This is a genomic window from Caballeronia arationis, from assembly GCF_001544975.2.
In the GTDB taxonomy this organism is placed as follows: domain Bacteria; phylum Pseudomonadota; class Gammaproteobacteria; order Burkholderiales; family Burkholderiaceae; genus Caballeronia; species Caballeronia arationis.
On record NZ_FCOG02000036.1, the window covers coordinates 12,164 to 38,703 of the forward strand.

29 protein-coding genes are annotated in these 26,540 nt (G+C 64.9%); 14 read left to right on the forward strand and 15 right to left on the reverse strand.

The window, feature by feature from the left end:
• The first annotated feature begins 34 nt into the window (after positions 1-34).
• Positions 35-730, forward strand: coding sequence for an NADPH-dependent F420 reductase (locus AWB81_RS21500; protein WP_062638578.1), 696 nt, complete (start codon positions 35-37; stop codon positions 728-730).
• Position 731: 1 nt separating this feature from the next.
• On the opposite strand, the gene AWB81_RS21505 is transcribed toward AWB81_RS21500, so the two are convergent.
• A complete protein-coding gene (locus tag AWB81_RS21505) occupies positions 732-2,360 on the reverse strand; it encodes an ABC transporter substrate-binding protein (RefSeq protein ID WP_062638579.1) in 1,629 nt (542 codons plus the stop codon).
• Between the two features lie 276 nt (positions 2,361-2,636).
• Between AWB81_RS21505 and ribA the strand changes: the two genes are divergently transcribed.
• Positions 2,637-3,332: a GTP cyclohydrolase II gene (gene ribA, locus AWB81_RS21510; protein ID WP_062638580.1), complete on the forward strand. Its 696-nt coding sequence runs from the start codon at positions 2,637-2,639 to the stop codon at positions 3,330-3,332.
• A gap of 6 nt (positions 3,333-3,338) precedes the next feature.
• Here the strand turns inward: ribA and AWB81_RS21515 are convergent, their stop codons facing one another.
• From AWB81_RS21515 to AWB81_RS21540, 6 genes are all read right to left on the reverse strand, one after another.
• Positions 3,339-4,076 carry a 2OG-Fe(II) oxygenase gene (locus tag AWB81_RS21515; protein WP_062638581.1) on the reverse strand — a complete coding sequence of 246 codons (738 nt, stop codon included), beginning with the start codon at positions 4,074-4,076 and terminating at the stop codon, positions 3,339-3,341.
• A gap of 147 nt (positions 4,077-4,223) precedes the next feature.
• Positions 4,224-4,829, reverse strand: coding sequence for a recombinase family protein (locus AWB81_RS21520; RefSeq protein WP_062638582.1), 606 nt, complete (start codon positions 4,827-4,829; stop codon positions 4,224-4,226).
• A 47-nt stretch (positions 4,830-4,876) separates the two neighbouring features.
• Positions 4,877-5,383: a hemerythrin domain-containing protein gene (locus tag AWB81_RS21525; protein ID WP_062638583.1), complete on the reverse strand. Its 507-nt coding sequence runs from the start codon at positions 5,381-5,383 to the stop codon at positions 4,877-4,879.
• Positions 5,384-5,464: 81 nt separating this feature from the next.
• On the reverse strand, positions 5,465-7,792 hold the full coding sequence (locus AWB81_RS21530) for an ATP-dependent DNA helicase (RefSeq protein ID WP_062638584.1): 2,328 nt from the start codon (positions 7,790-7,792) through the stop codon (positions 5,465-5,467).
• A gap of 81 nt (positions 7,793-7,873) precedes the next feature.
• Positions 7,874-8,113, reverse strand: coding sequence for a hypothetical protein (locus AWB81_RS21535; RefSeq protein WP_087135098.1), 240 nt, complete (start codon positions 8,111-8,113; stop codon positions 7,874-7,876).
• 288 nt (positions 8,114-8,401) lie between these two features.
• Positions 8,402-8,629 carry a DUF6900 domain-containing protein gene (locus AWB81_RS21540; RefSeq protein WP_062638585.1) on the reverse strand — a complete coding sequence of 76 codons (228 nt, stop codon included), beginning with the start codon at positions 8,627-8,629 and terminating at the stop codon, positions 8,402-8,404.
• 273 nt (positions 8,630-8,902) lie between these two features.
• Between AWB81_RS21540 and AWB81_RS21545 the strand changes: the two genes are divergently transcribed.
• From AWB81_RS21545 to AWB81_RS21560, 4 genes are all read left to right on the forward strand, one after another.
• Positions 8,903-10,336, forward strand: a complete 1,434-nt coding sequence (locus AWB81_RS21545; protein WP_062638586.1) for a cytochrome P450 — start codon at positions 8,903-8,905, stop codon at positions 10,334-10,336.
• An 87-nt stretch (positions 10,337-10,423) separates the two neighbouring features.
• Positions 10,424-10,555, forward strand: coding sequence for a hypothetical protein (locus tag AWB81_RS48310; protein ID WP_268811758.1), 132 nt, complete (start codon positions 10,424-10,426; stop codon positions 10,553-10,555).
• 64 nt (positions 10,556-10,619) lie between these two features.
• Entirely contained in the window at positions 10,620-12,197 is a 1,578-nt protein-coding gene (locus AWB81_RS21555) for an FAD-binding oxidoreductase (protein ID WP_200822529.1), read from the forward strand.
• Positions 12,194-12,580 carry a hypothetical protein gene (locus AWB81_RS21560; RefSeq protein WP_062638588.1) on the forward strand — a complete coding sequence of 129 codons (387 nt, stop codon included), beginning with the start codon at positions 12,194-12,196 and terminating at the stop codon, positions 12,578-12,580. The genes AWB81_RS21555 and AWB81_RS21560 overlap by 4 nt, the downstream gene beginning before the upstream one ends.
• Before the next feature lie 5 nt (positions 12,581-12,585).
• Here the strand turns inward: AWB81_RS21560 and AWB81_RS21565 are convergent, their stop codons facing one another.
• On the reverse strand, positions 12,586-13,425 hold the full coding sequence (locus AWB81_RS21565; RefSeq protein ID WP_062638589.1) for a transporter substrate-binding domain-containing protein: 840 nt from the start codon (positions 13,423-13,425) through the stop codon (positions 12,586-12,588).
• 181 nt (positions 13,426-13,606) lie between these two features.
• Between AWB81_RS21565 and AWB81_RS21570 the strand changes: the two genes are divergently transcribed.
• Positions 13,607-13,960: a DOPA 4,5-dioxygenase family protein gene (locus AWB81_RS21570; RefSeq protein WP_062638590.1), complete on the forward strand. Its 354-nt coding sequence runs from the start codon at positions 13,607-13,609 to the stop codon at positions 13,958-13,960.
• 67 nt (positions 13,961-14,027) lie between these two features.
• On the opposite strand, the gene phaP is transcribed toward AWB81_RS21570, so the two are convergent.
• Positions 14,028-14,609 carry a TIGR01841 family phasin gene (phaP, locus tag AWB81_RS21575; RefSeq protein ID WP_062638591.1) on the reverse strand — a complete coding sequence of 194 codons (582 nt, stop codon included), beginning with the start codon at positions 14,607-14,609 and terminating at the stop codon, positions 14,028-14,030.
• Positions 14,610-15,139: 530 nt separating this feature from the next.
• Here phaP and AWB81_RS21580 point away from each other — a divergent pair.
• The gene (locus tag AWB81_RS21580; RefSeq protein WP_062638592.1) at positions 15,140-15,424 is read left to right on the forward strand and encodes a helix-turn-helix domain-containing protein; all 285 of its coding nucleotides are present in this window, start codon (positions 15,140-15,142) and stop codon (positions 15,422-15,424) included.
• 15 nt (positions 15,425-15,439) lie between these two features.
• Here the strand turns inward: AWB81_RS21580 and AWB81_RS21585 are convergent, their stop codons facing one another.
• Both AWB81_RS21585 and AWB81_RS21590 read right to left on the reverse strand, forming a co-directional pair.
• Entirely contained in the window at positions 15,440-15,664 is a 225-nt protein-coding gene (locus AWB81_RS21585) for a hypothetical protein (RefSeq protein WP_062638593.1), read from the reverse strand.
• 34 nt (positions 15,665-15,698) lie between these two features.
• The gene (locus tag AWB81_RS21590) at positions 15,699-16,622 is read right to left on the reverse strand and encodes a DMT family transporter (RefSeq protein ID WP_062638594.1); all 924 of its coding nucleotides are present in this window, start codon (positions 16,620-16,622) and stop codon (positions 15,699-15,701) included.
• Positions 16,623-17,080: 458 nt separating this feature from the next.
• Here AWB81_RS21590 and AWB81_RS21595 point away from each other — a divergent pair, with 458 nt between their 5' ends.
• Complete coding sequence (locus tag AWB81_RS21595) at positions 17,081-17,302, forward strand: hypothetical protein (RefSeq protein ID WP_062638595.1); 222 nt, start codon at positions 17,081-17,083, stop codon at positions 17,300-17,302.
• Positions 17,303-17,327: 25 nt separating this feature from the next.
• On the opposite strand, the gene AWB81_RS21600 is transcribed toward AWB81_RS21595, so the two are convergent.
• On the reverse strand, positions 17,328-17,786 hold the full coding sequence (locus AWB81_RS21600) for a hypothetical protein (protein ID WP_062638596.1): 459 nt from the start codon (positions 17,784-17,786) through the stop codon (positions 17,328-17,330).
• 367 nt (positions 17,787-18,153) lie between these two features.
• On the opposite strand from AWB81_RS21600, the gene AWB81_RS21605 reads away from it, so the two are divergent.
• From AWB81_RS21605 to AWB81_RS21610, 3 genes are all read left to right on the forward strand, one after another.
• A complete protein-coding gene (locus AWB81_RS21605; protein WP_062638597.1) occupies positions 18,154-18,528 on the forward strand; it encodes a hypothetical protein in 375 nt (124 codons plus the stop codon).
• A 42-nt stretch (positions 18,529-18,570) separates the two neighbouring features.
• Complete coding sequence (locus tag AWB81_RS44810; RefSeq protein WP_144444161.1) at positions 18,571-18,807, forward strand: hypothetical protein; 237 nt, start codon at positions 18,571-18,573, stop codon at positions 18,805-18,807.
• Positions 18,808-19,067: 260 nt separating this feature from the next.
• A complete protein-coding gene (locus tag AWB81_RS21610; RefSeq protein WP_143753576.1) occupies positions 19,068-19,316 on the forward strand; it encodes a hypothetical protein in 249 nt (82 codons plus the stop codon).
• 18 nt (positions 19,317-19,334) lie between these two features.
• Here AWB81_RS21610 and AWB81_RS21615 read toward each other — a convergent pair whose 3' ends face one another.
• The 3 genes from AWB81_RS21615 to AWB81_RS21625 form a co-directional block, all read right to left on the reverse strand.
• Positions 19,335-20,363, reverse strand: a complete 1,029-nt coding sequence (locus AWB81_RS21615; protein WP_062638599.1) for a S1C family serine protease — start codon at positions 20,361-20,363, stop codon at positions 19,335-19,337.
• Between the two features lie 102 nt (positions 20,364-20,465).
• Entirely contained in the window at positions 20,466-21,371 is a 906-nt protein-coding gene (locus AWB81_RS21620; RefSeq protein ID WP_062638600.1) for an ATP adenylyltransferase family protein, read from the reverse strand.
• 38 nt (positions 21,372-21,409) lie between these two features.
• A complete protein-coding gene (locus AWB81_RS21625) occupies positions 21,410-22,138 on the reverse strand; it encodes a GntR family transcriptional regulator (protein WP_062638601.1) in 729 nt (242 codons plus the stop codon).
• Between the two features lie 159 nt (positions 22,139-22,297).
• Here AWB81_RS21625 and AWB81_RS21630 point away from each other — a divergent pair, with 159 nt between their 5' ends.
• On the forward strand, positions 22,298-23,518 hold the full coding sequence (locus tag AWB81_RS21630; RefSeq protein ID WP_062638602.1) for a pyridoxal-phosphate-dependent aminotransferase family protein: 1,221 nt from the start codon (positions 22,298-22,300) through the stop codon (positions 23,516-23,518).
• Positions 23,519-23,522: 4 nt separating this feature from the next.
• On the forward strand, positions 23,523-26,531 hold the full coding sequence (locus AWB81_RS21635) for an FAD-binding and (Fe-S)-binding domain-containing protein (protein ID WP_062638603.1): 3,009 nt from the start codon (positions 23,523-23,525) through the stop codon (positions 26,529-26,531).
• The last annotated feature ends 9 nt before the right edge of the window (positions 26,532-26,540 follow it).

Genomic DNA, 26,540 nt, shown 5'->3' on the forward strand with positions numbered 1-26,540 from the left:
GCGGTAACACCGGGCAATCCAACGGAGAGTCGCAATGAAAATCGGCATCATCGGAGCGGGCAATATCGGGCAGGTGCTGGCGCTGCGTTTCGTCGAACACGGGCATCAGGTGAAGATCGGCAACTCGCGCGGGCCCCGTACGCTCGGCGACGTCGAGCGCGAAACCGGCGCGACGCCTGCCGAAGTGAAGGAGGTGGTGAAGGACGCGGACGTCATCGTCGTGACGATCCCCGAAGCCAAGGTGCCCAACCTGCCGAAGGACCTGTTTGCGGGCGTGCCGGCGAGCACCGTCGTGATCGATACCGGCAACTACTATCCGCGTCAGCGGGACGGGCGAATCGCGGGCATTGAAAAAGGATCGACGGAAAGCCGCTGGGTCGAGGGGCAAATCGAGCGGCCGGTCGTGAAGGCGTTCAACAACATCTACGCGGATCACCTGCGCAGGAAGGGCACGCCGCACGGCACGCCGGGGCGCATCGCGCTGCCGGTGGCAGGCGACGATGCGAAGGCGAAGGCAGTGGTGACGAAGCTCGTTGACGAAGTAGGATTCGATGCGGTCGACGCCGGCACGCTCGACGATTCCTGGCGCCAGCAGCCCGCGACGCCCGTCTACACCGGCGATTTCGACGCCGAAGGCGTGCGTGCCGCGCTGCAGAAGGCCGATCCGGTTCGCAAGCCGGAATGGCGCGCGACCGACCAGAGTCCCGGGGACTTCGTCAACCCTGCGTGACCTAGTCGAGCGTGATGCCGTCGAACCGGTGGCCGCCGAGCGGGCTGATCAGATAACCGTGCACGCGCTTCGAGATCGGCTGATAGGCGTTCGCATGGGCGATCGGCGTGTAGGGCACCTGGTCCTTGAAAACGACCTGCGCTTCCTCGTAGAGCTTCGTGCGCGCGTTCTGGTCGGTGATGAGGCGCGCCTTCGCGAGCAGGTCGTCGAACTGCTTGTTGCACCACTTCGCCATGTTGCTGCCGTGCACGGCGTCGCAGCCGAGCGTCGTGCCGAGCCAGTTGTCCGGGTCGCCGTTGTCGCCGAGCCAGCCGTAGAGGATCGCGTCGTGCTCGCAGTCCTGCTTCGCGCGCTTGTTGTACTCGGCCCATTCGTAGCTGACGATGTTCGCCTTCACGCCGATCTTCGCCCAGTCCGACTGGATCAGCTGCGCCATCAGCCGCGCGTTCGGGTTGTAGCCGCGCTGCACGGGCATCGCCCAGAGCGTGATCGAGAAGCCGTTTGGGAAACCGGCCTGCTTCAGCAGGTCGCGCGCCTTCGCGGGGTCGTACGGGGCGTCCTTCAGCGCCTTGTTGTACGACCATTGCGACGGCGGCATCGGGTTCGATGCGACGGTCGCAGCGCCCTCGTAGACGTTCTTTATGATCGCCTGCTTGTCGACCGCCATGTCGAGCGCGCGACGCACCAGCACGTTGTCGAGCGGCTTGTGCGTGGTGTTGTAGCCCACGTACGCGACATTGAAGCCGACCCCCGAAAGAACCGCGAGCTTGGGATCCTTGCGCGCGGCGACGATGTCGGCGGGACGCGCGAACGACGTCAGCTGGCACTCGCCGCTCGCGAGTTTCTGCATGCGCACGGCGGCATCGGGCGTGATCGAGAAGACGAGCTTGTCGATGTGCACGTCCTTTTTGTTCCAGTAGGTCGGGTTCGCGTCGTAGCGGATCGTCGCGTCTTTCTGGTAGTCGCGGAACACGAACGCGCCGGTGCCGACCGGCTTCTGGTTGATGTCCTCGGGCTTGCCGGCCTTGAGCAACTGCGCCGCGTACTCGGCGGAGACGATCGAGGCGAACTCCATCGCGATGTTGCGCACGAACACCACGTCCGCCGTCTTGAGGGTGAAGCGCACGGTGTAGTCGTCGAGTTTTTCGACCGACGCGATGTTCTTGTCGTACCCGAGGTCGGTCAGGTAAGGAAAACCGACCGGATGCGCCTTCTGGAACGGCTCGTTCGGGTCGACCATGCGCTTGAACGTAAAGACGACGTCGTCGGCGTTGAAGTCGCGCGTCGGGGTGAACCAGGGCGTCGACTGGAACTTGACGCCGTGTCGCAGATGGAAGGTGAAACTCTTCGCGTCGGGCGCTTCGTCCCACTTTTCGGCGAGTCCCGGCACGAGATCGAGCGCGCCGCGCCTGAACTCCACGAGCGTATCGTAGACGGCGTGGGCGCCTGCATCGAAATCGGTGCTGGTCGTGTATTGCGCGGAATCGAAGCCGGCGGGGCTGCCTTCGGAGCAGAACACGAGCGTTTTGGTCGCGGCCGATGCCATTTGAGGCGCGGCGGCAAGGCTGGCAAGCGCGACAGCGACGGCGCCGAGCGCCTTGAATCGCAACGATGAACGTGAACGGATCATTTTTACTTCTTTGCACGAATGGTGGTTGGGATGCCGCCCCGTACTCTACCAAGCGATGAATTTCGGACGAAGCGCTGCTTTCTGCTTTCGATAGCCGCAGGGGCGGCAATCTGGCCCTATCGGCGGCAGAAACCCTGCATGTCAGGGCGAAAAGCTGCAAACTTTCCCGAGGGGCTTTAACATGACGTCCCGGGCAGCCGCAAAATGCCGCCACCTGACATCGCGCCGCGGCGCGCGGTCAGGCCACGCGGACGCCCCCGACTCATCGAAACAAACATGAAAACCGCTTCCGATTCACAAGCCGTGCAAGACGCACAGACCGGGCAGAACGCGCAGGACGGGGCGAGCCGCTTCGGCCAGTGCGCCCCCAACGAGGACGTCGAACTCGCCGCCACCGCGACGATTCCGACGCGCTACGGCACGTTCGCGTCGTATGTCTATCGCGTGAAGCGCACCGACATCGAGCACATCGTGTTCGTGATGGGCGACGTGCGCGGCGGCGAATCGGTGCTGACGCGCCTGCATTCGGAATGCGTCACGGGCGACGTGTTCGGCTCGTACCGCTGCGACTGCGGCGAGCAGCTCGACCTCGCGCTGCGCTATATCGCGGCGGAAGACCGCGGCATCCTGCTGTACCTGCGCGGCCATGAAGGGCGGGGTATCGGCCTGGCGAACAAGATCCGCGCGTACGCGCTGCAGGAGCAGGGGCTCGATACCGTCGATGCGAACCTGCACCTCGGCCTCCCCGACGACGCCCGCGAATACGACTCCGCCGCCGCGATCCTGCGCGCATTGAACGTGAAGTCGGTGCGGCTGATGAGCAACAATCCGTCGAAGTTCGACACGCTCCTCAAGCACGACATCCCGGTGTGCGAACGCGTCGCGCTTGCCATTCCGATGCGCGAGGAAAACGAGCGCTACATCAAGACGAAGCAGGCGCGCTTCGGGCATTACTTCGACGAGAACGAATAACGCGCTTTATTGAGCATCATGAAAGATGATGCCGAGCGTATGCCGGTGCCCCGAGCGCAGCCGGCTCACGCCATGCCGCATGTTCACGCGATACGCGCCGCGCGTGCCCGTCACGGGCCGATGATGCACGGCGAACACCACGGCATCGCCCTGTGCGAGCGGCACGACTTCCGCGCGTGACTGCATGCGCGGACGCTGTTCGGTCAGCACGAATTCGCCGCCGGTGAAATCGCGTCCGGGTTGCGAGAGCAGGATCGCCAGCTGGATCGGGAAGACGTGTTCGCCATAGAGGTCCTGATGCAGGCAGTTGTAGTCGCCTGCGCGGTACTGCAGGATCAGCGGCGTGGGTCTCGTCTGACCGGCCCTGTGGCAACGCTCGATGAATTCGCCGTGCCGCGCCGGATAGCGCGCGTCGATCTTCATGATCTCGTTCCAGCGGTTCGCGACCGGCGCGAGATGCGGATAAGCCGAACTCCGCAGCGCTTCGATCGAGTCGGGCAGCGGATAGTCGAAATACTTGTACTCGCCGCGTCCGAAGCCGTGACGCTCCATCACGACGCGGCTGCGGTAGAGGTCGTCGCGCGCATAGTTTTCGACGAGCGCCTCGCATTCCAGCGGCGTCAGCAGTTGCTCCACGACCGCGCAGCCGAACCGGTCCAGTTGATCCTCCACGCGCACCCAGTCGACCGCCGCCACGCGCTCTCCAGCCGATGCGGCCTTCGCCGCGTTCTCCAACACCTTCATTGATGGCTCCTGTCGGTCGGAGTCGGGGCTTTGGCTCCTTTTTCCGGTCCCATGCAAGGCTGCTGCCTTGCTCGAAGCATGCAGTGTGCATCCGGGAGCGCAGGACCAACCATCCGCGTCTTGCTCTGACATTCGATGTGCGAGCGCTCAGGAGCCGGCAGAGGTATCGGGCTGTTCGCGCGAGTGCGCGTTGCGCAGGCGGATGATCGTCTGGCGCGACGTGTTGAACGCCTGCGCCACCGCCGTCACGGTTTTGCCCGCGGCGAGCGCGCGCAGCGCCTGGTTGCGCTGGCTGTCCGTGAGCGAGGCGGGCCGCCCTTGCGGCAATCCGAGGCGCTTGGCCGCTGCCGCGGCCTCCAGCGCCCGCGCGCGTTTCGCAAGGCGCTCGACTTCGACCGCGATTTCGAGCGCGCGCATCGGCGAGTCGCTGCCGCTCGCGGTCAGGCTAGAGCGGCCGTATTCGAGGCAGACGACATCGACGCCGCGATTCGCAAGCGTCTTCAGCGAAATCACCACGTCTCCGATGCTGTTGCCGAGATAGTGCAGACGCGCGATCAGCAACGTGTCGCCGGCCGTCACGCGGCGCAGCACGCGTTGCAGCGCGGGACGCGCCGCGGCGGGCACGGTGATGCCGCACGCGTCGGCCACCACGCCGCTCATGTCCACGAGAAAGCCGGCGGCGTCGATGTCGAAAAGGTCGCGCTCGCGCACGTTGTCGTCATCGCCGGTATTCATGTACACGATGTACGCCATCGATCGCGCTCCACTCCGGTTCGGCCTCGTGGCCCGCGCAGCCGCGCTCAGTGCGCGGTCGCGACTTCGGTGATCCTGTTCTGCAGCACTTCCTTGCGCGCCGCCATCTTTACGCCGAGCGCCATCAGGTCGATTCCGGCCTTGCGCAGTTCCGGAAAGAGCGTCGCCTCTTCTTCCTCGACATGATGCTTCACATTCTCCGAGAGCACCTTGTAGGTTGCGTCGAAACCTTCGTCGCCGGCTTTCAGCTCGGTGAATTTGTCGATCAGCGTCTTGACGAGAAAGTGCTCGACATAGGCCTCGTCGACCTCGTCCTTTTCGTCGCCTTTCAGGGCGCCACGCGCGCCAGGATAAAGCAGTTCCTCCTCGACCATCGCATGGATCGTGAGCAGTTCGCAGGTGCGCTGCACGAGCGTCGTCTTGCGTTCGAGGTCGTCTTTCGGAGCGCGCTCGAAGGCATCGAAAAGCTGTTCGATGGCGCGGTGGTCGGCTTCGAGCATCGCGAGCGCGTCCTGCCCGGTGGACGGCTGCGGGGAAGCTTTTACTGTAGTCATGATGGCACCTCGATTGTGGGTGACCAGCTATAGCAATGCTGGTGCCAGCGATCGAAAGCGGCAGCGCCGCTGCACAACGTTTCAGGCGTCGCAATGCCGCATCACGTCCACGCGCCACCAGGCGGGCAGGAGCCTTTGCACGTCGGGCCGCGCGAAGCGGTCGTCGATCAGATAGAGCACGCCGCGGTCGTCGGGTCCGCGAATCACACGGCCCGCCGCCTGAACGACTTTTTGCAAGCCAGGGAAAAGATACGTGTAGTCGTAGCCCGCGCCAAACGCTTCGTGCATGCGCGCTTTCATCTGCTGGTTGACCGGGTTGAGCTGCGGCAGGCCGAGCGTCGCGACGAATGCGCCGACGAGCCGCGTACCCGGCAAGTCGATGGCCTCGCCGAATGCGCCGCCCAGCACCGCGAAACCGATGCCGCAGCCGTCCGGCGCGAAGCGCGCGAGAAACGCGTGCTGGTCGGCTTCGCTCATCGCGCGCGCCTGCTCCCAGACCGGAACCTGCGGATGACGCGCGCAGAAGGCGCCCGCCACCTGCGCCAGATACTCGAAGCTGCTGAAAAAGCTCAGGTAGTTGCCGGGCGCGCGCGCATATTGCGTGGCGATCAGGTCGACCACTTGCGCGACCGACTGCTCGCGGTCGCGATAACGCGTCGATACATCGGCGATGGCGCGCACCTGCAATTGATCCGCGACGAACGGCGAAGCGACCTCGACGCGCACGCTCGTTTCTGGCAAGCCGAGCGTGTCGCTGTAGAAATGCGCGGGCGTGAGCGTCGCGGAAAAGAGGGCGACCGAATGCGCGCGCGCGAATCGCGGCTTCAGATGCGGCGCCGGGATGACGTTGCGCAGGCAGAGCACGGCGTTCGGCGTCTGCGAGCGAAAGCGGCGGGCGAGCGTGATGTCGAAGAGCGAATGCGTATCGAAGCGCTCGGCGATGCGCACGAAATGCATCGCGTCGAAATAGAAGCAGAGGGTCTCGGGCGCGAAGGCGTCGGGATGCTCGGCGACGAAATCGGTCATCTGCGAGATCGCGCGCTGCAGGGCGTCGACGAAGTATTCCGGCAGCGCCGTGGACGCGAGGTAGTCGGCCGTCTGTCCCGCAGCCAGATCCTTCCAGCTCCGCGCGACGCGCGCAAGCGCCCGCTTGAGCGGGGCGGGCGCTGTGCGGCGCATCGCGTCGAAGGCGGCCTGGTCGAGCGTCGCCGAATACATGCCGCGCGCGCGTTCGACGAGATTGTGCGCCTCGTCGACGAGCACGCTCACGCGCCAGCGGTTCGCTTCAGTGAGGGCGAACAGCATGGCGCTCGTGTCGAAGTAGTAGTTGTAGTCGCCCACGATCACGTCGCTCCAGCGCGACATTTCCTGGCCCAGGTAATAGGGGCAGACTTCGTGTGCGAGCGCGACCTCGCGAAGCGCGGCCTTGTCGAGGTTCGGGATCGCCAGCGCCGCGGCGCGCGCTTCCGGCAGGCGGTCGTAGAAGCCGCGCGCGAGCGGACACGATTCGCCGTGGCACGCGCGGTCCGGATGCTCGCAGGCCTTCTCGCGGGCCGTGAGTTCGAGTACGCGAAGCGGCGCGTGGCCCGACGCTTCGGTCAACGCCTTCAGTGCGTCGAGCGCGAGTTGCCGCCCGGCGCTTTTCGCGGTGAGGAAGAATATCTTGTCGAACTGCTGCGCGGGCCACGCCTTGAGCAGCGGAAAGAGCGTGCCGACGGTCTTGCCGATGCCCGTCGGCGCCTGCGCCATCAGGCAGCGCTGGTTCACCGCCGCGCGGTACACGGCTGCGGCCAGTTCGCGCTGTCCCGGCCTGAACGACTCGTGCGGAAACGCGAGCGCGGTGAGCGCCGCGTCGCGCGTATCGCGATGCCGCACTTCCTGCGCGGCCCACGCGATGAAACGCTCGCATTGTTCGACGAAATGCTCGCGCAGCGTGTCGGCGGACTGCGTCTCGACGAATACAGTTTCCTTCTGGCTCGCGATGTCGAAATACACGAGGGCGATGCGTATTTGCGGCAGGTCGAGCTTGCTGCACAGCAGCCAGCCGTAGACGCGCGCCTGCGCCCAGTGCAGATGCCGGTGATTGTCGGGCATCGCATCGAGCTTGCCGCGATGGGTCTTGATCTCTTCGAGCTGGTTCGACGCGGGATCGTAGCCGTCGGCGCGGCCGCGCACCTGGAGCGGCCCGAAGACCTCGCCGAGCGCAATCTCCGTCAGATAACCCGCCGGCCGCCGGGCCGTCACCGCCGCGTGTCCGGCGATGCCTTCGAGGGCTGTCGGCGAAGGTGTGAAGCGGAGATCGAGGTCGCCGCATTTGGCGGTGAATTCGCACAGTGCGCGGACCGCGACGACGTAGCGGGGCGCGTCGTCCGAGGCGGGAGGGTCCGGTTGTTGGGCTACTGTATGCATGTACAGTAGTTTAGCATCGGGTGCGAAGGCGGCGTCCGGCGGCGATGACGCTCGCCGCCGGACGCACTTTCCTGCGCGTGCTTACTGCTGAGCCTGAGCGGTCGTGTCGGCTTGCTGGGCCTTCGCGAGTCTCGCATCGGTTGTGTTGCCCTGACCGGCTTGTTCGGCCGCAATCGTTTGCTCGCTCATCCCGCGTTGCGAACTCGGCGCGCCTTGCGACGGAGCATAAAACGGCGCCGGTCCATAACCGCTGGCAAAGACGGACGACGCGAACACCGTGATGAGTGCAGCACCAATGGACATGCAGACCTTCTTCATCATGTTGCTTCTCCTGATGGGTTTCAATATGCACTTCATCGGCCTTGCTTGACGGGGGTGAGCTTTCGACCAGCTGAAATGTGAAGGCAGTGTACGTGCCGATTCGTAAGATTTGATCCCCCATGAAGCCCATGTTCTTTTGGGTGTACGGACGATTGTCGCGATCGGATGAACCGATACGACAAGGGTTCAAGAAGTACTTAAATCAGGAGTTTTTGAGGCGTCGAATGCGCCTCGCGGAGATCCGAAGATTCGGATATCGAAGTAACGTTGAATTTCTCGGGAAGCCTGTCAGGCGGCCAGCCCGGCCTCGGACGATTCGACCCCCGAGCCCAGGCGATAACCTGTCACGAGCCCGAGGTCATACGCGCTTTCAAGCGCACGCGCGAGATTTTCCACGCCGATCACGCGAAAGTCGGCTGTCAGTTTGCCGGTCGCTGCCAGACTCGTGATGCCGAGCGATTCGCTCGCGATCATTTCCAGCAACTCGAAGCGTTCGTCCTTGGTGATGCTGCTCATTTCCTCCTCCAGTGTGCGAATGAACCTGAGGCCGTCGCGATTCAGGTTCGCTTGAACTGCTTAGATAATAGACAGCAGGGGTCACGACAGCCTGTGGTCGAATGCCGCAGAAACGCGTGGTCCAGTGGAACAATAAATTGCAAAAATGTTCACGGTGCGCGCGCCCGAACAGATGCCCGGCTTACGCATCCATCGCATGTCCTATGCTGGTTGAAGGCCGGCGTTGCGCGCGAGCGTACGCAGCAGGCACGTAGCGGACGCGAGGACAGGACGATGGACGTGCAGCAATTCGGCGATGCCGGCGTCAAGCAGGTGAGCGATCTTCCCGGGCCGCCGGGGCTGCCGCTCCTCGGCAATTCGCTCCAGGTTTCGCCGAGCACGATGCACACCGTGCTCGAGCGATGGGCTATCGAGTATGGCTCGCCGTACCGCTACCGGCTCGGTCCGATGGTGGTCACGGTCTGGACGCAGGCCGACCTGTTCCAGACGGTCATGCGCGAACGACCGCATCTGTATCGCCGCTTTTCGCCGATCGAATCCGTGATGGCCGAAATCGGCGGCAACGGTCTCTTTTCCGCCGAAGGCGCCGCGTGGGAGCCGCAACGCAGGCTCGTTATGCAGGCCCTGTCGATTCCGAACATCAAGGCCTTTTATCCGGCGCTCGCTGCGATTACGGAGCGCTTGCGGCGACGCCTGGAGCGCGCGGCATCGGAAGGGCGCACGCTTGAGATGACGGAGGAACTCAAGCGCTACACCGTCGACGTGACGAGCGCGCTCGCGTTCGGCGAAGATCCGAACACGCTCGAACAGGAGCACGGCGTCATTCAGGAGCACCTCGCACTGATCCTGCCCGAGATCATGCGTCGCGTGAGCGCGCCGTTCCCGTACTGGCGATACGTCCGCTTGCCGCGCGACCGCAGGTTCGATCGCACGATGGCCGAAGTGCACCGCTACATCCACGCGATGATCGGGCGTGCGAGCGAGCGCATGCAGCAGTCGCCCGGAGACGAGCCCTGCGAACCGCACGATCTGCTCGAAGCGATGCTCATGGCGCGCGATGCTCCCGGTTCCGCGATCACCGATGAGCAGATCGCCGCCAACGTGCTTACGCTGCTCGTGGCCGGCGAGGACACGACCGCCAACACGATCAACTGGGCGCTCATGTACCTCTCCGGTGACGCGGCTCTGCAGCGGCGCCTTGCGGATCATGCGCGCGAGGTGCTCGGGGCGTCGGCGGTCTGTCCCGACTACGGCGCGCTCAGGAACCTCGATCTCTGCGAGGCGGTCTGCAACGAAGCGAACCGGCTGCGCCCGGTCGCCGCGATCCAGACGTTCGAGCCGCTCGAGGACGTGTGTCTCGGCGGCATCGCGATTCCGGCGGGCATGCGTCTCTTTTTTCTCACGCGGCCGGCGATGCTCGAACCGTCGAACTTCGCGAAGCCGCAGGCATTCGACCCCGACCGCTGGATGCATCATCACGACGAATCGCGGGGCACGCACGAGCCACGCGCGTTCCTGACATTCGGCGGCGGCCCGCGCGTCTGTCCGGGCCGCCACCTGGCGAACGTCGAAATGAGGCTGGTGCTGTCGATGCTGGCCGCGAACTTCGAGATCTCGCTGGCCGTCGATCCCGCGACGATCAAGGAAGTCTCCGCCTTCACGATGGTGCCGAGCAGGATGCCGATCAACCTCAAACCGCGCGCGTAATGGAATATTCGGCGCTCGCACGACGTTCTAAGGGCAGGGCATGGCGCATCGTCGCTTCATGCACGTTCTGTCCCTTGGAGAAATCGAATGAAGCTCGTCCGAATCGTTTCGATCGTGTTTGCGGTACTCGCCGTCTCGCTCGCCGGATGCCAGACCGACGGCGCGGGGTCCACCTCATCCGGCACGAGCTCCAGCAGCGGCAGCAGCGGCGGATATTGATGCTTCGCCGGACGGTCGACCGGTTCCCCGCATCGCGCCTGCACGCGCGGCGAGTCGCCGGCCCGTGAGCGGTCCGCTCCTGCCTCCCGGCGTCTCCGAGCGCGATTTTCAATCCGCGCTCGCCGAATTCGCCGGGATTGTCGGCCGCGACGCCGTCGTTTCCGGAAGTTCCGCGCAAGAGGCCTATCTCGATCCTTTCGCACCCGGCGATGCTCGCACGTGGCGGCCCTCGGCCGTCGTGATGGCGTCGGATGTCGAGCAGATCCGAGCTGTGCTCGGCGTGGCCAACCGTTTTCGCGTGCCGTTGTGGAGCGTGTCGACGGGGCGCAACTTCGCCTATGGCGGCGCAGCGCCGCGTCTTTCGGGCAGCGTCGTGCTCGACCTGCAGCGCATGAACCGCATTCTCGACATCGACGAGACGCTCGCCTTTGCGCTCGTCGAACCCGGCGTGAGCTACTACGACCTGCATCGAGCGCTCAAGGAGCGCGGCGCGCGGCTCTGGGCCGATCCGCCCGCGGCGGGCTGGGGCAGCGTGATCGGCAACACGCTCGAGCGCGGCTACGGCACGACGGCCTATGGCGACCACGCGGCGGCGCAATGCGGGATGGAAGTGGTGCTCGCCAACGGCGACGTCGTGCGCACCGGCATGGGTGCGATGAGCGGCAGCCGCGACTGGCAGGTGTTCAAGGCTGGCTTCGGACCGTCATACGACGCGATGTTCATGCAGTCGAACTTCGGCATCGTCACGAAGCTTGGCGTGTGGCTGATGCCCGAGCCCGAAGGCTACCTGCTGGCGCGCTATGCGTTCCGGCGCGACGACGACCTGGAACGCGTCGTCGATACGCTGCGGCCGCTCAAGCTCGACGATACGATCCAGAGCAGCGCGGTGATCGAAAGCGCGGTGCGCTGGGCCGCCGGCGTGTCGACGCGCAAGGAGTGGTACGACGGCCCGGGCGCGATGCCCGACGCCGCCATCGACGCGATGGCGAAGAAGATCGGCATCGGTCGATGGAACCTGCGTTACTGCCTGTACGGGCCCAAAACACTCGTGCAGGCACGGCGCGACCGCATTCACGAGCACTTCTCGCGCATCGCCGATGCCGAACTGTTCGAACTGCCGTACCGCGAATCCGCGATCGAACCCGTGGGCGGCGGCGACCGCAGCCAGGTGGGCATACCGGGCCTTGCAGCATTCAACCTGCTCAACTGGCGCGGCGGCTCGGGCGCGCACGTCGACTTTTCGCCGGTGTGTGCGCCGCGCGGCAGCGACGCGATGAAGCAATACCGGATGGTCCGCGACCGCGCCGCACGATACGGTTTCGATTACTACGGCGGCTTCACGGCGAGCCAGCGCCACATGCATCACGCATTCGCGGCCATCTTCGATCGCGACGATGCGAAAGCGGCCCGCGCCGCGGGCGCGCTGATCCGTGCGCTGATCGAGGACGCGGGCGCGGCGGGTTATGGCCAATATCGCACGCATCTGGCGTACATGGACCTCGCCGCCTCGCAATACGGGTTCAACGATCACGCGCTGATGCGCCTCACCGACACCATCAAGCAGGCGATCGATCCGAACGGGATTCTGTCGCCGGGCAAGCAGGGCATCTGGCCCGCGCATCCGAAGGAGCCCGGACGATGAGAAGCTCGCGGCGCGAGTTCGTGGCCGGCGCTTCGCTGGCAGTGTCGGGCGCGTGGATGTTCCGGTCCGACGCGCAGTCGAAGCCGCAGGGCGCCCGGCTGACCGTACTGGTCGACGAGCGCATCGCGGACAGCCGGGCGTTCGCGCTTCGTGCGCGCATCGCGGGGGCGCGCGTGATGCCGTTGCGGCACGAGATCGGCGGGTTGTGGTTCGACCGCCTGCTACCCCTGACGGCGTCGCAGGGCAGCGTCATCGCGGGACTGACGACGCATGCCGACGCCTTTCTGCTCGCCCGTTTCGCGCTCGCCAGCGGCCTCACGGTCACGCGGTCCACGCTCGGCACTGGCGCGCTCGTCGCGTGGCGAATCGAGCGCTCAAGCTGACGACTTCAGTCGAAAGTCTGCGCCATCTGCTGCGGCAGCGGCACATGTAGCCACTTCTGCACGATGGCGTTCAGCTCGCCGTCCTTCTTGGCGTCGGTCAGGATGCCGTTCACGCGCGTCATGAGCTTCGGCTCGCTCTTGTTGAGCCCGACGCGGCACGACGATTCATGGATCACGTACTTGAGCACCGGCTTGTTCGGCGCGTCAGCGGGCATCATCGAGGCTAGCTTGGTCGCGACGAAATCGCCGGTGCCGATGAACGGCACCTGTCCCGACACGTAGGCGGCGATCATGCCATTGTTGTCGTCGTAACGCTTGACGACCGCGGTGGGCGGCACGCTCTTCGTGAGCAGCAGGTCCTGGAACGTGCCGCGCGCGACGCCAACGGTCTTTCCGGCGAGGTCTGCCGGGCCGTCCACCTTGAGGCTCGCAGGGCCGAACACGCTGTTGTTGTAGGGCGAGTAGGGCTGCGAGAAGTCGATCACCTTGTCGCGCTCGGCGTCCTTGCCGAGTGTCGAGATCACGAGATCGACCTTCTTCGTTTGCAGATACGGAATGCGGTTCGCGCTCGTGACTGGCACGAGTTCGAGCTTCGCGCCCATCTTCTTCGCGAGCAGCGCGGCGACGTCGATGTCGAGCCCTTCCACCTGCATGCTCGGACCGACCGAGCCGAAGGGCGCGAAATCCTGCGGTACAGCGACGCGCAGCACGCCGCGCTTTTCGATGTCGTCGAGCGTGTCGGCGTGGGTCGCCGGCGCGTACGAGAGCGCGCCAAGTGTGCCCAGCGCGCTCAACAGGCTCAACGCAACTGCACTTGATCGCAACGAGAGCTTCGATGTATTCATGCGTCGTCTGAACGTGAGTGATGAGTAGGGTAGATCGTGTCCGCCGGACCGCTCCGGCAGGCTCCGACTATCTCACGAAAAGCGGCGCCGAAAAAAACCGGGCGGGTTGTCGGCGAGCATCGTTAGAATCGGTTCAGGGACCCTTCACGCGGCCTGCCATCGCACTGAAAGAGGAATCACGATGACCCCGACAGACGCATCGGCGATCAGCAGTTGGCACGCTCACGTCTACTTCGATGCGGCGAGCCGCGATGCCGCGTGGCAGCTTCGCGGGACGATCGAAGCGCACTTCGCGGGCAGGCTCACGATGGGGCGCTTTCACGAGCGGCCAGTCGGCCCGCATCCGATGTGGTCGTATCAGCTGGCGTTTGAGCCCGCGCGCTTTGCGGAGATCGTCGAATGGCTGACGCTCAATCACGGCCTGCTCGACGTTTTCCTGCACCCCAATACCGGCGACGCATTGCGCGACCATCGCGACGCCGCGGTGTGGATCGGGCGCTCTCACGAACTCGTGCTGAAGAACCTCGGCCCATGAAGGGCCGCGCAAAAGAAAAAAGCGAGCCGGGCGGCTCGCTTTTTTCGTGGCTGGCGACTGCCCGCGCTTACTTCTTCGCGCTGGCTGCCTTGCCAGCTTCGACCAGTTGCGTCGCGCCCTTGGTTGCGGCGGCGGCGCTGGCGTTCGCGTTGGTTTCAGCGGCTTCGACCACTTGCTTCGCGGCCTTCTTGGCGGCCTCGTAAGCCGAGTTCGCCGATTCCGCTGCTGCGCCGAACGCCGACTTCCATGCCGTCACGACCGCTTCGCTGCCGGCCGGCGCGTTCTTCGCGAGGCTGTCGACATACGACTGGGCGTCGTCCTGCGACTTCTTCAGTTGCGCTTCGGCCGCGGAGGCGAATGCGCTGCGCGTTTCGTTCACGACGGCGTACACATCGCGCCAATAGGCTTGCACGCGCTCGACGCTAGCCTGCGACTGGCCAGTCTGCAACGCGAGGAATTCCTGCGGATCGCGAAGCGACAGCGCCTTGCCCACCAGCTCCTGGCTTTCTGCCAGCGACGTATGGACGGCCTGCACATTCAGTCCGACCAGCTTTTCAAAACCTTCAAACGTTTTGGCGGCGAGACCGTACAGCGTGTCGAAGCCCGCTTTCTGAGAGGCAACAATTTGTTCCGGGGCAAGACTGCTCATCTGTGAACTCTCCAGTTAAAAATAACGGCCTGTTTGTAGCGTGATGTGCCGCGCCGTTTGTTGCGGCGCAACGAAAGAATCAATTCTAGGGATTAATCGATTTGTGTCAACTGCGTTTTCCCTGCTTGACCGGCCTCGGGACACTTTGATATGCAGATCCGCAATGAATGAAGCCGATTATTAATTAACGGCCGTTCGTCGTATTTCCCTTGCTGCGCGGTCTTGAGCGCTTGTTCAGGGATTCCCCGGATAGCCTTTCGGCACGCTTTGGTAATTGGAGATCAATGAGAGTAAACACCTACGCGTGAAATCGTTAGAAATTATTTTTGCAGTTGACAGGTGCATACCGGCTCTCGAAAATTCATGCATTGCAGCAAGCCCAGAAAAACACGTAAGAACGGGCGAGAAAAGTGTAATTAGTAGGATTTAATCGGTGTCATGACGAGGTCATCGTCGGCAGTTAGCATTTAATTGACGCTGCAAAACGCGGCGCTCAATGCCAAAAATATAAATCGAGAGACTTGAAGCAAATGGGGCGATATTCCCAAACCATCGGACACCTCGAACGTAGTCACGAGGACAACGTACTTCGGCGCGCGATTGCCGCGCGCCTCGACAGAACCCTTCAGAAGGCCGGCGTCAGTTCCGCGAAAGCGGCCAACTGGCTCGACGTGAGCGAACACGACGTGCAGTTCTGGCGGCGCGGCATCACGGTTCCGCCGCTCGCCGCATTCACGCGTATTGCGCGCACGCTCGACGTCGACGTTCACTGGCTCTGCACGGGCCAGTCGAATTCATCGCAGGCGGTGCCATAACGCCGTAATCGCTCGCTAGGACAGCGACGCGAGGACGTTCGAAAGCCGTCGCACATGCGCCTTGAAGGCGTCGGTCGTTTCGCGCTCGCTCGTCGCGACATGCGACGTTTCGGCCATCGAGGCCTGCTCGTGAAAGTCGCCGACGATCCGGTCGCGCACGTCGGGCGGCATCGATCGGACGATGGAAACCAGCAGGGCCTCTTCCGCGTGCAGCATGCCGAGTATCGAACGCGTGTCCATGTGACGCTCCTTCGAGAGAGAATCCGCGCGCCGGCTAGGGCGCCGGCGTGCGTCCGTGCAGCAGCACCGTGCCGATGCCGCTCGCGGCAATCACGGCCATGCCGATCGACATCCACATGTCGGGCGCCTGGCCGAAGAACGCCCAACTGAACAGCGAAGCGAATGCGAGCTGCGCATAGCCGAACGGTGTCAGCACGGACAGCGGCGTGCGGCGCAGCGCCTGCAGCATCAGCAGTTGCCCGAGCGTGGCCATCGACGCCATCAACACGACGAGCGCCCAGCTTCCGATGCGCACCTGACCGAGCGCGGGCAGCGTCTCCGCCTGATCCATCCAGACGAGCACGCACAGCACGATGGTCGCGACGAGCGCGGTCAGGAAGTTCGTCGTGATCGCATCTTCGGTGCGAGACAGGTGACTCGACAATACCTGGAAGCACGCGAAGGTCGTCGCCGCCGCGATCGGAAAAATCACCGTCCAGCTGAACGCGTTGCCGCCCGGCCGCACGACGAGCAGCATGCCGATGAAGCCGATCACGACCATCGCCCACTTGCTGCGGGGCACGTTGTCCTTCAGAAGGGTCGCGGCGAGCAGGGTGGAGATGAGCGGCGCGAGCATCGCGAGCGAGGTGGTCACGGGCAGCGGAAGGTGCCTCAGGCCCGCGAACGTGCATGCGGAATTCGTGAGCAGCAGGACCGCGCGCAGGCATTGCAGCTTCACGCTCGCCGTGCGAAAGAGCCCGAAGGCGCCGCGCTTCGCGAGCCACACACCGAGCACGATCATCTGGAACAGATAGCGCACCCACAGGAGTGCGAGAAGCGGCACGGTCGCGCCGATCAGCTTCACGGTGGAGTCGCTTGCCGCGAACGCCGCCGTGGTGAGAATCATGATGGCGATGCCGGCGCCGGGCCCTTCTGCATCGATGCGGTATCGCGCGCGGCCTTCTTCTAATGCTGCCATGTCGTGTCCGTCAATCTGCTTTCTCCCCCGCGAAGCACCTTGCATTGCGATCGACCGCCGGGCATGGGCACGCCCGCGCGTCCGATTTAACCATATGGTTCATTCTACGGACGGGCGGCGCCGCGTCAACGCGATTCTCCGGTGATCGGACGCGCGAGGCAAGGCGCGTCCTTCGGCTACGGCGAGCCACACGCCTTCGGATGTGCTGCAACGAACACACGTGCGAACCGAAACGTGAACGCGCGCACCGACGGCCGCTGTCACGCGCCGCTATCGTCGGAGCAGGGTGTACGAGATCGTTAATTCGCGCGACGTCTGCGCGGGCCGCGATCCGGTGCGTTGCACAGCGCGACTCGACGAGCGTTGCTATTTCGCGAAGAGGCTTTGCGTTCGGTTATTTGCGACCTACACTTAAAGTGATTTCTCAGGATGTCGGACGGTTGTTGCAGGAGGCAGCGATGAGAACGAGGACGCGTCAGGTCGTGCGCATGCTGGCGGACATGAGGCATGCAGCGCATTGCAGGGCACTGCGTGCAGTCGCGACCCAGGAGGCGATGCGCCTCGCCGCGGCGGAAGCCGAAGCGGACGCCGTGTTGCAGGAAGAAACGCACGAGGCGCCGGAGACGAGCAGCGACGTGCGTCCGGTCGAGGCAGTCAAGCGAGGCACCGGCTATCACTGATCGTGCGTTGGCACGATCGTGCTGGCTATCGCGGCGTTCTTGACCCGCTGCGATAAGGGGAGAAGCGCCAGTGGCCCGCGCCGTCCTTTACGGCGATGGCGCCGTATTCGTGCAGCATTTCGCCCACCGCGCCGGGCTTGATCTCGTCACTCAGGCGGATCACGAGCAGGGTGCGGCCACGGTATTCCGCAGGCGGGGCATCTTCGCTCGCCGGCAGCGGCTCGGGCAGCCTCGCGCTCGCCGTCGAGAAGCGGTTGCGGGCGCCCACCACGCCCTGATGCTCGCCATGAGCGGCATATTCCGCTTCATCCTCGCGGTGCGCATCCGTCGTCGGCAGGCATTCCTCGTCGATCTGTGGGGCGCCTGGCTGCCCCGCGCGATAAAGGTGGGCGTCGTCGCGCCTGAGCCCCGCCAGTTGCAACGCACGCAGGGCTTCGTGTCCATCCCGATACGAGGCAAACACACCCACTATGACCTGATTCATTATCGACCTCCCACGTCGATTGGCGACGGCGCGGCCGGGCCTGTCGGTGGCCCGGTCCGATGCGGCGCGTCGGCGTCTTTCTGCTCTCATGCGCCGCCTTTCGTCAGAGGAACTAAAGCAACCGGCATTCCCGAGGGCGAAGAATCGTCGATAAAGGTTGGTATGAGTTGCCGAAGGAACTGCGAGCGGATAGTTGACGCCGCTGCGAAAGCGGCATTGATCGCATGGATCGCGGGCGGATTGGTGTTCGCAAGCTCGCGCGTGCGAGGGCTGCGCCGGGTTGCGGCCGGGGGCCCGATCACTTAAGCTCCATGCAGTGCTGCATCAAGAAGTCCACAGCCCCTCATCGCATCGACGCGAGGTTGGAATGACAGGGAAGGCCTGCGCTTATGCATTCTTGCTGCTGACGGCTTCTGCTTCAGCGGCCCCATGTTATTCCGACGGCGACATCGTCACGCTCGAAGGCACCGCCACGCACCAGGCCGCGCGCGCCGCCGAAGCCTCGGCCAAGCCCGTCTGGGTCCTCTCGCTCGCAAGCCCCATCTGCGTGAATTCGCCCGGCGCAGCGGCGGGCCAGAAGCAGCAAAGCTCGATCGACCTCGTGCAGATCGTCGATACGACGCCCACCGAGAACTCGCGCATTCAATTGACCGGCAAGCTTGTCACGGGGAACGTGAGCGGCTACTACGCGGTGCCGACTGCCATCTGGGTGTTGAAGGAGCGCGTGCTGTCGGGGCAATGAATGCGGCGTCCCCTGAGCGCATCGCTTTCACAACGAAGGCGGTTGCAAGCGGCACCACTGCGCGACCACGAATTGCAACGGCTGGTGCTCCAGTCCTCGTTCCTCGGCAAACCGAACGATCGCATCGAATTGCTGGCCGGTGCAGCGAAACGCTTCACGCGTGGACGGCGGGCAGTCTGTTTGTATCGGCATGGCGATCCTTTTTCCAGGGCCTTCTTCCGCGAGGGCACGCGCCATGGACCGATGGTTTGCCGTCCCGGAGTGCTTGCACTGGATTAGGCCGCAGCGCCGCGCCCGATACCGGCTGCTAGCGCACACAAACGCTCATACGGATACGCGCGCCGAAGGGAAGCCGTCGCCTTCGGAGTGACACCGCACGCGGATGCGCCGCGTTCATGGAATAAAGCCGATGCTTCGTCCGTTTAGTGGATGGGCCGGCGTTCGCGCATCGCGTTCATGCGGGACGGCCCGGCGGGAATCAGAACAAGAAAACCAGAACCGATGCGTTACCGTTGCACGCAAACGGCGAGGAGGAGCTCGTGAGTTCGGAAGCGTTTCAGCAGCAGGAGCTCGTGCATATCGAGCGGATGATCGCTGAGCTCGAGCGCATGCCGGGGCGTCGCCGTGGCTTGGCGGCGCACAATCCCGTCATGCAGCCCGAGTACTGGAGAAAGCGCATTCATGCGCTGATGAAGTCGCCCGACGCGACCGAGACCGTGGTCCGTCACGCGGCCGCGCTGCTCGAGAAGCTGGCCGAGCCGGCCGACCGGTCGCCCGGGTTCCGATGACGTCGGCTCAGGCCGCGCCTACGCGTTTTGTTCGACGGGTGTCACGACGAGGTCGAGCTTCTGCGTGCCGCGCAACACGGTGATGGTCACCGCGCGACCGATCCGCGATCCGCCGAGCGCCCGCTGCAGGGCATCGACGCTGTCGACCGTGAGACCGTCGATGGCGACGATCCGGTCGTCGTTGCGAATGCCGCCGAGCGCGGCCGGACTGCCCTTGACGAGCTCCATCACGTGCACGCCGCTCGCCGAGTTCAGTTCGAAATAGCGCTGCACACGCCGAGAGACCGGCACCGTAGTGCCCGCGACGCCGATATACGCGCGCCGCACGCGCCCGTGCGCGAAGATCTGCATGATGACCCACTTGGCCGTATCGATTGCGATGGCGAAGCAGATCGCCTGCGCGCCCTGGATGACCGCCGTGTTCACGCCGATCACCTGGCCGGCCGAGTTGATGAGCGGCCCGCCCGAATTGCCCGGGTTGAGCGCGGCGTCGGTCTGGATCACGTCGGGGATCATGCGGCCCGAGGTCGAGCGCAGCGACCGCCCGAGCGCGGAGACGACGCCTGTCGTGACCGTCTGCGCGAGGCCGAGCGGATTGCCGACGGCGATCGCGATCTGTCCGACCGAGAGCCGCGACGAATCGCCGAGTTCCACGTGCGGCAGCGGCTCCGGTGAGCCGATGCGCAGCACGGCGAGGTCGCTGTCGGGGTCCTCGCCGACCAGATCGGCATCGAACTTCGCGCCATCCGCGAGCGTCACGCGGATGTGCGTCGCGCCGTGCACGACGTGGCTGTTGGTCAGCAGATAGCCGTCGGGCGTGAAGATGAACCCGGAGCCCGTGCCGCCGCGCGTGCCGCGGCCGCTCGCGTCGCCGGGCAGGCGTCGTTCGACGGAGATGAAGGCGACGGCCTGCTGCACGCGTGCGAGCGCGCCGATGACCGTGCGGGAGTAGGCGTCGAGGAGTGCGAGGTCGCCAAGCGCGAGCGGTTCGGCTGCGTCCGGCGCGCCCCGCGACAGATCGTCGATGAAACGGGGACGGCTTCCCATGATGGGGCTCCGCAATAATCGGATACCGACATGCGGGGCGGACGCGATGTTTTCAAGACAGCGGCGTGCGGTTCGCGACGACGAGCATGTCGCAACGCCGGTTCACCGCCCCGCGCGTGCCAGCACGCTCATCGGTCCGATACGTTCGATCGTGCGCATCTGCGCCTCGTCGCGCACGAAGAGCGAGCCCGCATAGCCGAGCGCGTTGACCGCAATGCCTTCGACGAGCGCGACGGATCGCGGCACGAGCAGCATCCAGTCGCGGGCGACGAGCAGGTTGTACGGCGCCGACTGATGCGCTTTCCCGTCGACTTCCACGGGCGGCACGCCTGCCGCATCCAGCAGCGCGCGGTATCGTTCCCACGCGCTCTGCGCCGTCTCGGGCGCATTCATGCCTCGCGATACGTCGAAGCGGGCGAACGCATGGGCGAACGGCAGCCCGGGCACGATGCCGGTTCCATCGCGCAGGCGCGCCGACGCGAAAAGCGGCTCAACCGGCAACGCGGGACCGGGCCGCCCGAGCGGCAGCGGCACGATCTGCAGATGCTTGTGCGGCTGGCTCGCGCCCGCTTCGGGTCCGCCATTGTAGAAACCCAGTCCGTCGAACTGGCTGAGGCATGCGAAGAGCGCCACGAAGTCGGCGAGATCGATCAGCGCGGATTGCGGTTCGAAGCGGCGCGTGACGACGAGCAGATGCTGGTCGATCACGTTGAACTTGTTCAGCAGGAGAATGTGGCTGTCGCCGATATCCGCGACGACCAGATCGCCGTCGCACGGCAGGAAGGGGTTGATCCGCACCGCACCCGCCGGCGCGGACTCGCGCTTCGCGCGGTCCTCATCCTTGCGCGCGACGCTCGATACCTGCCGCACGAGAAACGTGACGCCGGCGTCGTCGATGGTTGCCTGAACCGTCTCGATCGGGCGTAGCGCGCCGCAGGCGAGCGCGTGGCGCGACTGCCGCAGGACGGCGGGCCACAGCGAGCCGGGTTCGGGGAAAGGCAGCGTCATTCGTCAAGAGTAACACCCGTGACGCCGCGCGTTTTACTTCACGGCTCCTTGCGATCGGCCGTCGGACGCACGGTCGTCAACGTGCGCTCGGCCAGCACCGCGTCGCGTTTGGCGAGCAAATGCGCACGCAGGATCGTCGCCATGCGGCGGCCGTCGCGCGAATCGAGCGCCTGGATCATCTCTTCGTGATCGCGGATGGCGCTGTCCCACTTCGGCGTCTGGAAGTTCGAGCGAAAGCGCAGCGCCTGCAGCCGCCGGTTGATCGACACATACGTCTGCCGCAAGGCCGAATTGCGCGCGGCTTCGTTGATCTTGTCGTGGATCGCCTGGTTGCGCGCGTAGTAGCCGGACAGGTCGTTCTGCTGGCGGCACGCGAGCATCGCGTAGTGCAGCGCCTTGATTTCCGCGATCTCGGCCGCCGTGATCCGCTCGCACGCGAGTTCGCCGGAAAACGCTTCCAGTCCGCTCATCAGCTCGAAGGTTTCGCGGATCTCGGCTTCGCTCATCTGCGAAACCGACGCGCCCTTGTTCGGCGAGATGTCGATCAAGCCTTCGGCGGCCAGCACCTTCAGCGCCTCGCGCAGCGGCGTGCGCGAAATGCCGAGCGTTTCGCACAGCTTGCGCTCGTTGAGCTTCACGCCAGGCGCGAGCCGTCCCTCGACGATGAAGGTGCGCAGATGGTCGACGACCGTGTCGTGCAGGCGCTGGCGCTCGACTTTCGGCAGGGCCAGCTCGAACTGCGCTTCGGGCAGGTCAGCATTTTGCATTCAATACTCCACGCTTCTTTTCACGCGATTTTACCGCACCGCCGCACGCCAATATCGACAGTCGACACGGCGGGGTTTTCCCCTAAGCGAAACGTCTTTGCGGACGGTGATCCGTGAGCTAGAGTATTTTGCATGCAAAATGCCAAAAGGACGCGCAACATGTTCAAGCTCGACTTTCATCCCGCCGGACGCCATTTCCTGCAGATTCCGGGGCCGAGCCCGGTGCCCGACCGCATCCTGCGCGCGATGAGCTATCCGACGATCGACCATCGCGGTCCGGAATTCGGCGCGCTCGGGTTGAAGGTGCTTGACGGCATCAGGAAGATCTTCAAGACGACGCAGCCGGTCGTGATCTATCCGGCGTCTGGCACGGGCGCGTGGGAAGCCGCGCTCGCCAACACGCTTTCGCCGGGCGATACGGTCCTGATGTACGAGACCGGTCACTTCGCGACGCTCTGGAAGAAGATGGCGGAGAACCTCGGCCTCAAGCCCGAGTTCCTCGGGCTGCCCGGCATCGAAGGATGGCGGCGCGGCGTGCAGCCGGACATGATCGAGGCGCGCCTCTCCGAAGACACCGGCCACGCGATCAAGGCGGTGTGCGTCGTGCACAACGAGACATCGACGGGCGTCACCTCGGATATCGCCGCCGTGCGCCGTGCGATCGATGCGGCGGGGCATCCTGCGCTCCTGCTCGTCGATACGATTTCGGGCCTCGCTTCCGCCGATTACCGCCATGACGAATGGGGCGTGGATGTGACCGTGTCGGGTTCGCAGAAGGGCCTGATGCTGCCGCCCGGGATCAGCTTCAACGCGGTGTCGCAGAAGGCGATCAAGGCGAGCGAAACCGCGACGCTGCCGCGCGCGTTCTGGGGCTGGGACGAGATCATCGAGATGAACAAGCAGGGCTACTGGCCGTACACGCCGAGTACGAACCTGCTGTACGGCCTCGCCGAAGCGCTCGACATGATCCTCGACGAAGGGCTCGAACAGGTCTTCGCGCGCCATCAGCGGCTCGCGGCAGCCTGCCGTGCGGCGGTCAACGCGTGGGGCCTGCCGATCCAGTGCGCGGACCCGTCGGTGTATTCGCCCGTGCTGACGGGCGTGATGACGCCCGAAGGCGTCGATGCCGATTCGGTGCGCAAGCTCATCTACGAGCACTTCGACATGTCGCTCGGCACGGGACTCGGCAAGCTGAAAGGGCGCATGTTCCGCATCGGGCATCTCGGCGACTGCAACGACCTCACGCTGATGGCGACGCTCGCCGGCTGCGAGATGGGGCTGAAGCTCGCGGGCGTAAAGCTCGAAGGCAGCGGCGTGGCCGCCGCGATGGACTATCTGACGAGCCACGTCGCGAAGCCTCAGTTGAAGGCCGCTGCCTGAAGCCATGCTGACCCGAACCTCCGAAGCGCTCGTCAAACCGATCCACTTGCTGCCCGCGTCCGCGCGTGCCGCGCTCACGCCGCTCGCGGCGCGCCTGCAAAAAGAGCTGAAGGGCGACGTGCTGTTCGAGCGCGCCGCGCGCGGCCGCTACGCCACCGATGCGTCGATCTACCAGATCATGCCACTCGGCGTCGTGGTGCCGAAGGACCAGGCCGATCTCAGGCTCGCCCTCGACATCGCCCGCGACAGCAGGACCGCCGTGCTCGCGCGCGGCGCGGGCACGAGCCAGTGCGGACAGACCGTCGGCGAGGCGCTCGTCGTCGATACGAGCAAGTGGCTCAACAACATCGTCCATTTCGACAAGGACGCGTGCACCGTGACGGTCGAACCGGGCGTCGTGCTCGATCACCTGAATGCGTGGCTGAAGCCGCATGGGCTGTGGTTCCCGGTTGACGTGTCGACGAGCGCGCAATGCACGATCGGCGGGATGGCGGGCAACAACTCGTGCGGCTCGCGCTCGATGGAATACGGGATCATGGTGCACAACGTCGAGGCGATCGACGCCGTGCTCGCAGACGGTCACGAGACGCGCTTCGCCGAACTCTCGCAGATGCCCGCCGATGCCCGCACGCGCGCGCTGATCGAAGGCGTCGCGCGGATTGCGCAGCGAGAACGCGACGAGATCCGCGAGCGCGTGCCGAAAGTGCTGCGGCGCGTGGCGGGCTACAACATCGATCTATTCGATTGCCAGAGCCCGCTGCCATTCAGCGCAGGCGACGAGCCGAACCTCGCGAATCTTCTGGTCGGATCGGAAGGCACGCTTGCGTTCAGCCGGCAGTTGACGCTGAAGCTTGCGCCGCTGCCCGCGCACAAGACACTCGGCGTCGTGAACTTCCCGACCTTCCACGACGCGATGGACATGACCCAGCACATCGTGAAGCTCGGGCCGGTCGCGGTCGAACTGGTCGATCGCACGATGATCGATCTGTCGATGGGCAATCCCGCGTTTCGTCCGGTCATCGAAAAGGCGCTGGTCGGCGAGCCGCAGGCGGTGCTGCTAGTCGAGTTCGCGGGCGCGGACAAGGCCACGCAGTTCGCAAAGCTCGCGCAGCTCGTCGAACTGATGGGCGATCTCGGCCTGCCCGGATCGGTGGTCGAGATGCCCGACGCGGCGCCGCAGAAGGCGCTCTGGGAAGTGCGCAAGGCGGGCCTCAACATCATGATGAGCATGAAGGGCGACGGCAAGCCGGTGTCCTTCATCGAAGACTGCGCCGTGCCGCTCGAACATCTCGCGGAATACACGGGGCGGCTGACCGAGGTCTTTCGCAGGCACCGCACGGAAGGAACGTGGTACGCGCACGCGAGCGTCGGGACGCTGCACGTGCGGCCGATTCTCGACATGCGCCGCGACGGGGCGCAGAAGATGCGCGCGATTGCAGAAGAAGCGGCGGCGATGGTTCGCGAATACAAGGGCGCCTATTCGGGCGAACACGGCGACGGCCTGTGCCGCGGCGAATGGGTCGCGTGGCAATACGGCCCGCGCATCAACGAGGCGTTTCGCGACATCAAGGCGCTCTTCGATCCGGACAACCGGATGAGCCCGGATCGCATCGTGAATCCGCCGAAGATGGACGATGCAGCGTACTTCCGTTTCCCGCCGACGTATCGCGAGCGCGCGTTGAAGACGCAACTGGACTGGTCGGCATGGAACGTGACGCGCGATCCGCTGACGGGCGAGGAGGGCGCTCCCGGCTCCGGCGGCGACCTGAGCAACGGGCTCGCGAAGGCCGTCGAGATGTGCAACAACAATGGCCATTGCCGCAAGTTCGACGCAGGCACGATGTGCCCGAGCTATCGCATCACGAAGGACGAACAGCATGTGACGCGCGGCCGCGCGAACACGCTGCGGCTCGCCTTGTCCGGCCAGCTTGGTGATGAAGGGCTCGCGAGCCAGGACGTGAAGGACGTGCTCGACCTGTGCGTGTCGTGCAAGGGCTGCAAGCGCGACTGTCCGACTGGCGTCGACATGGCGCGCATCAAGATCGAAGCGCGCGCTGCCTGGAACGGGCGCCACGGCCTGCGCATGCGCGAGCGGCTCGTCGCGTTCCTGCCGCGCTATGCGCCGTATGCGAGCCGCATGCCGTCGCTGTTCGGCGCGATCGACAGGATGCCATGGCTGAAGAAACAGCTCGGTCTGGCCGCCGGGCGCTCGCTTCCGCGCTTCACACGTTCGTTTCTCGAACGCGCGGTTCAGCCGATGAAGCCGCCCGTCGGCACGAAGGAAGTGCTGCTTTTCGTCGATACGTTCAACAACTGCATGGAGCCGGACAACGCGCGCGCGGCGAAACGCGTGCTGGAAGCGGCCGGCTACGCGGTGCATTTCAACACGAAGCCGGACGAGCGGCCGCTCTGCTGCGGGCGCACGTTTCTCGCGGCAGGACTCGTCGACGAAGCGAAGGCGGAAGCGCGCCGCACGCTCGACGCGCTCCTGCCCTACGTCGAGCGCGGCGTGCCGATCGTCGGGCTGGAGCCATCGTGTCTGCTGTCGCTGCGCGACGAGTTCCTGGGCTTCGGTTATGGCGATGAAGCCGTGCGGCTGTCGAAGTCGTCGTTTCTCTTCGAGGAATTTCTCGTGCGCGAAAGGGCGGCGGGCCACATGCGCCTCTCGCTCAAGCCGCTCGACAAGCCGAAAGCGCTCGTCCACGGGCACTGCCATCAGAAAGCGTTCGACGCGTTTCGTCCCGTGCAGACGGTGCTCGGCTGGATTCCGGGACTGGAAGTGTCGGTGGTGGAATCGTCGTGTTGCGGGATGGCGGGCAGCTTCGGCTACGAGGCGGAGCATTTCGAGGCATCGAAGGCGATGGCGGAACTGTCGCTGTTGCCCGCCGTTCGCGCAGCGGGCGATGCGGTGATCGTCGCCGATGGCACGAGTTGCCGGCATCAGATCGCGGACGGTACGCAAAAGCATGCGCTGCACGTGGCGCAGGTGCTGGCCGCTGCGTTGGCAGATTGAATCGACAAA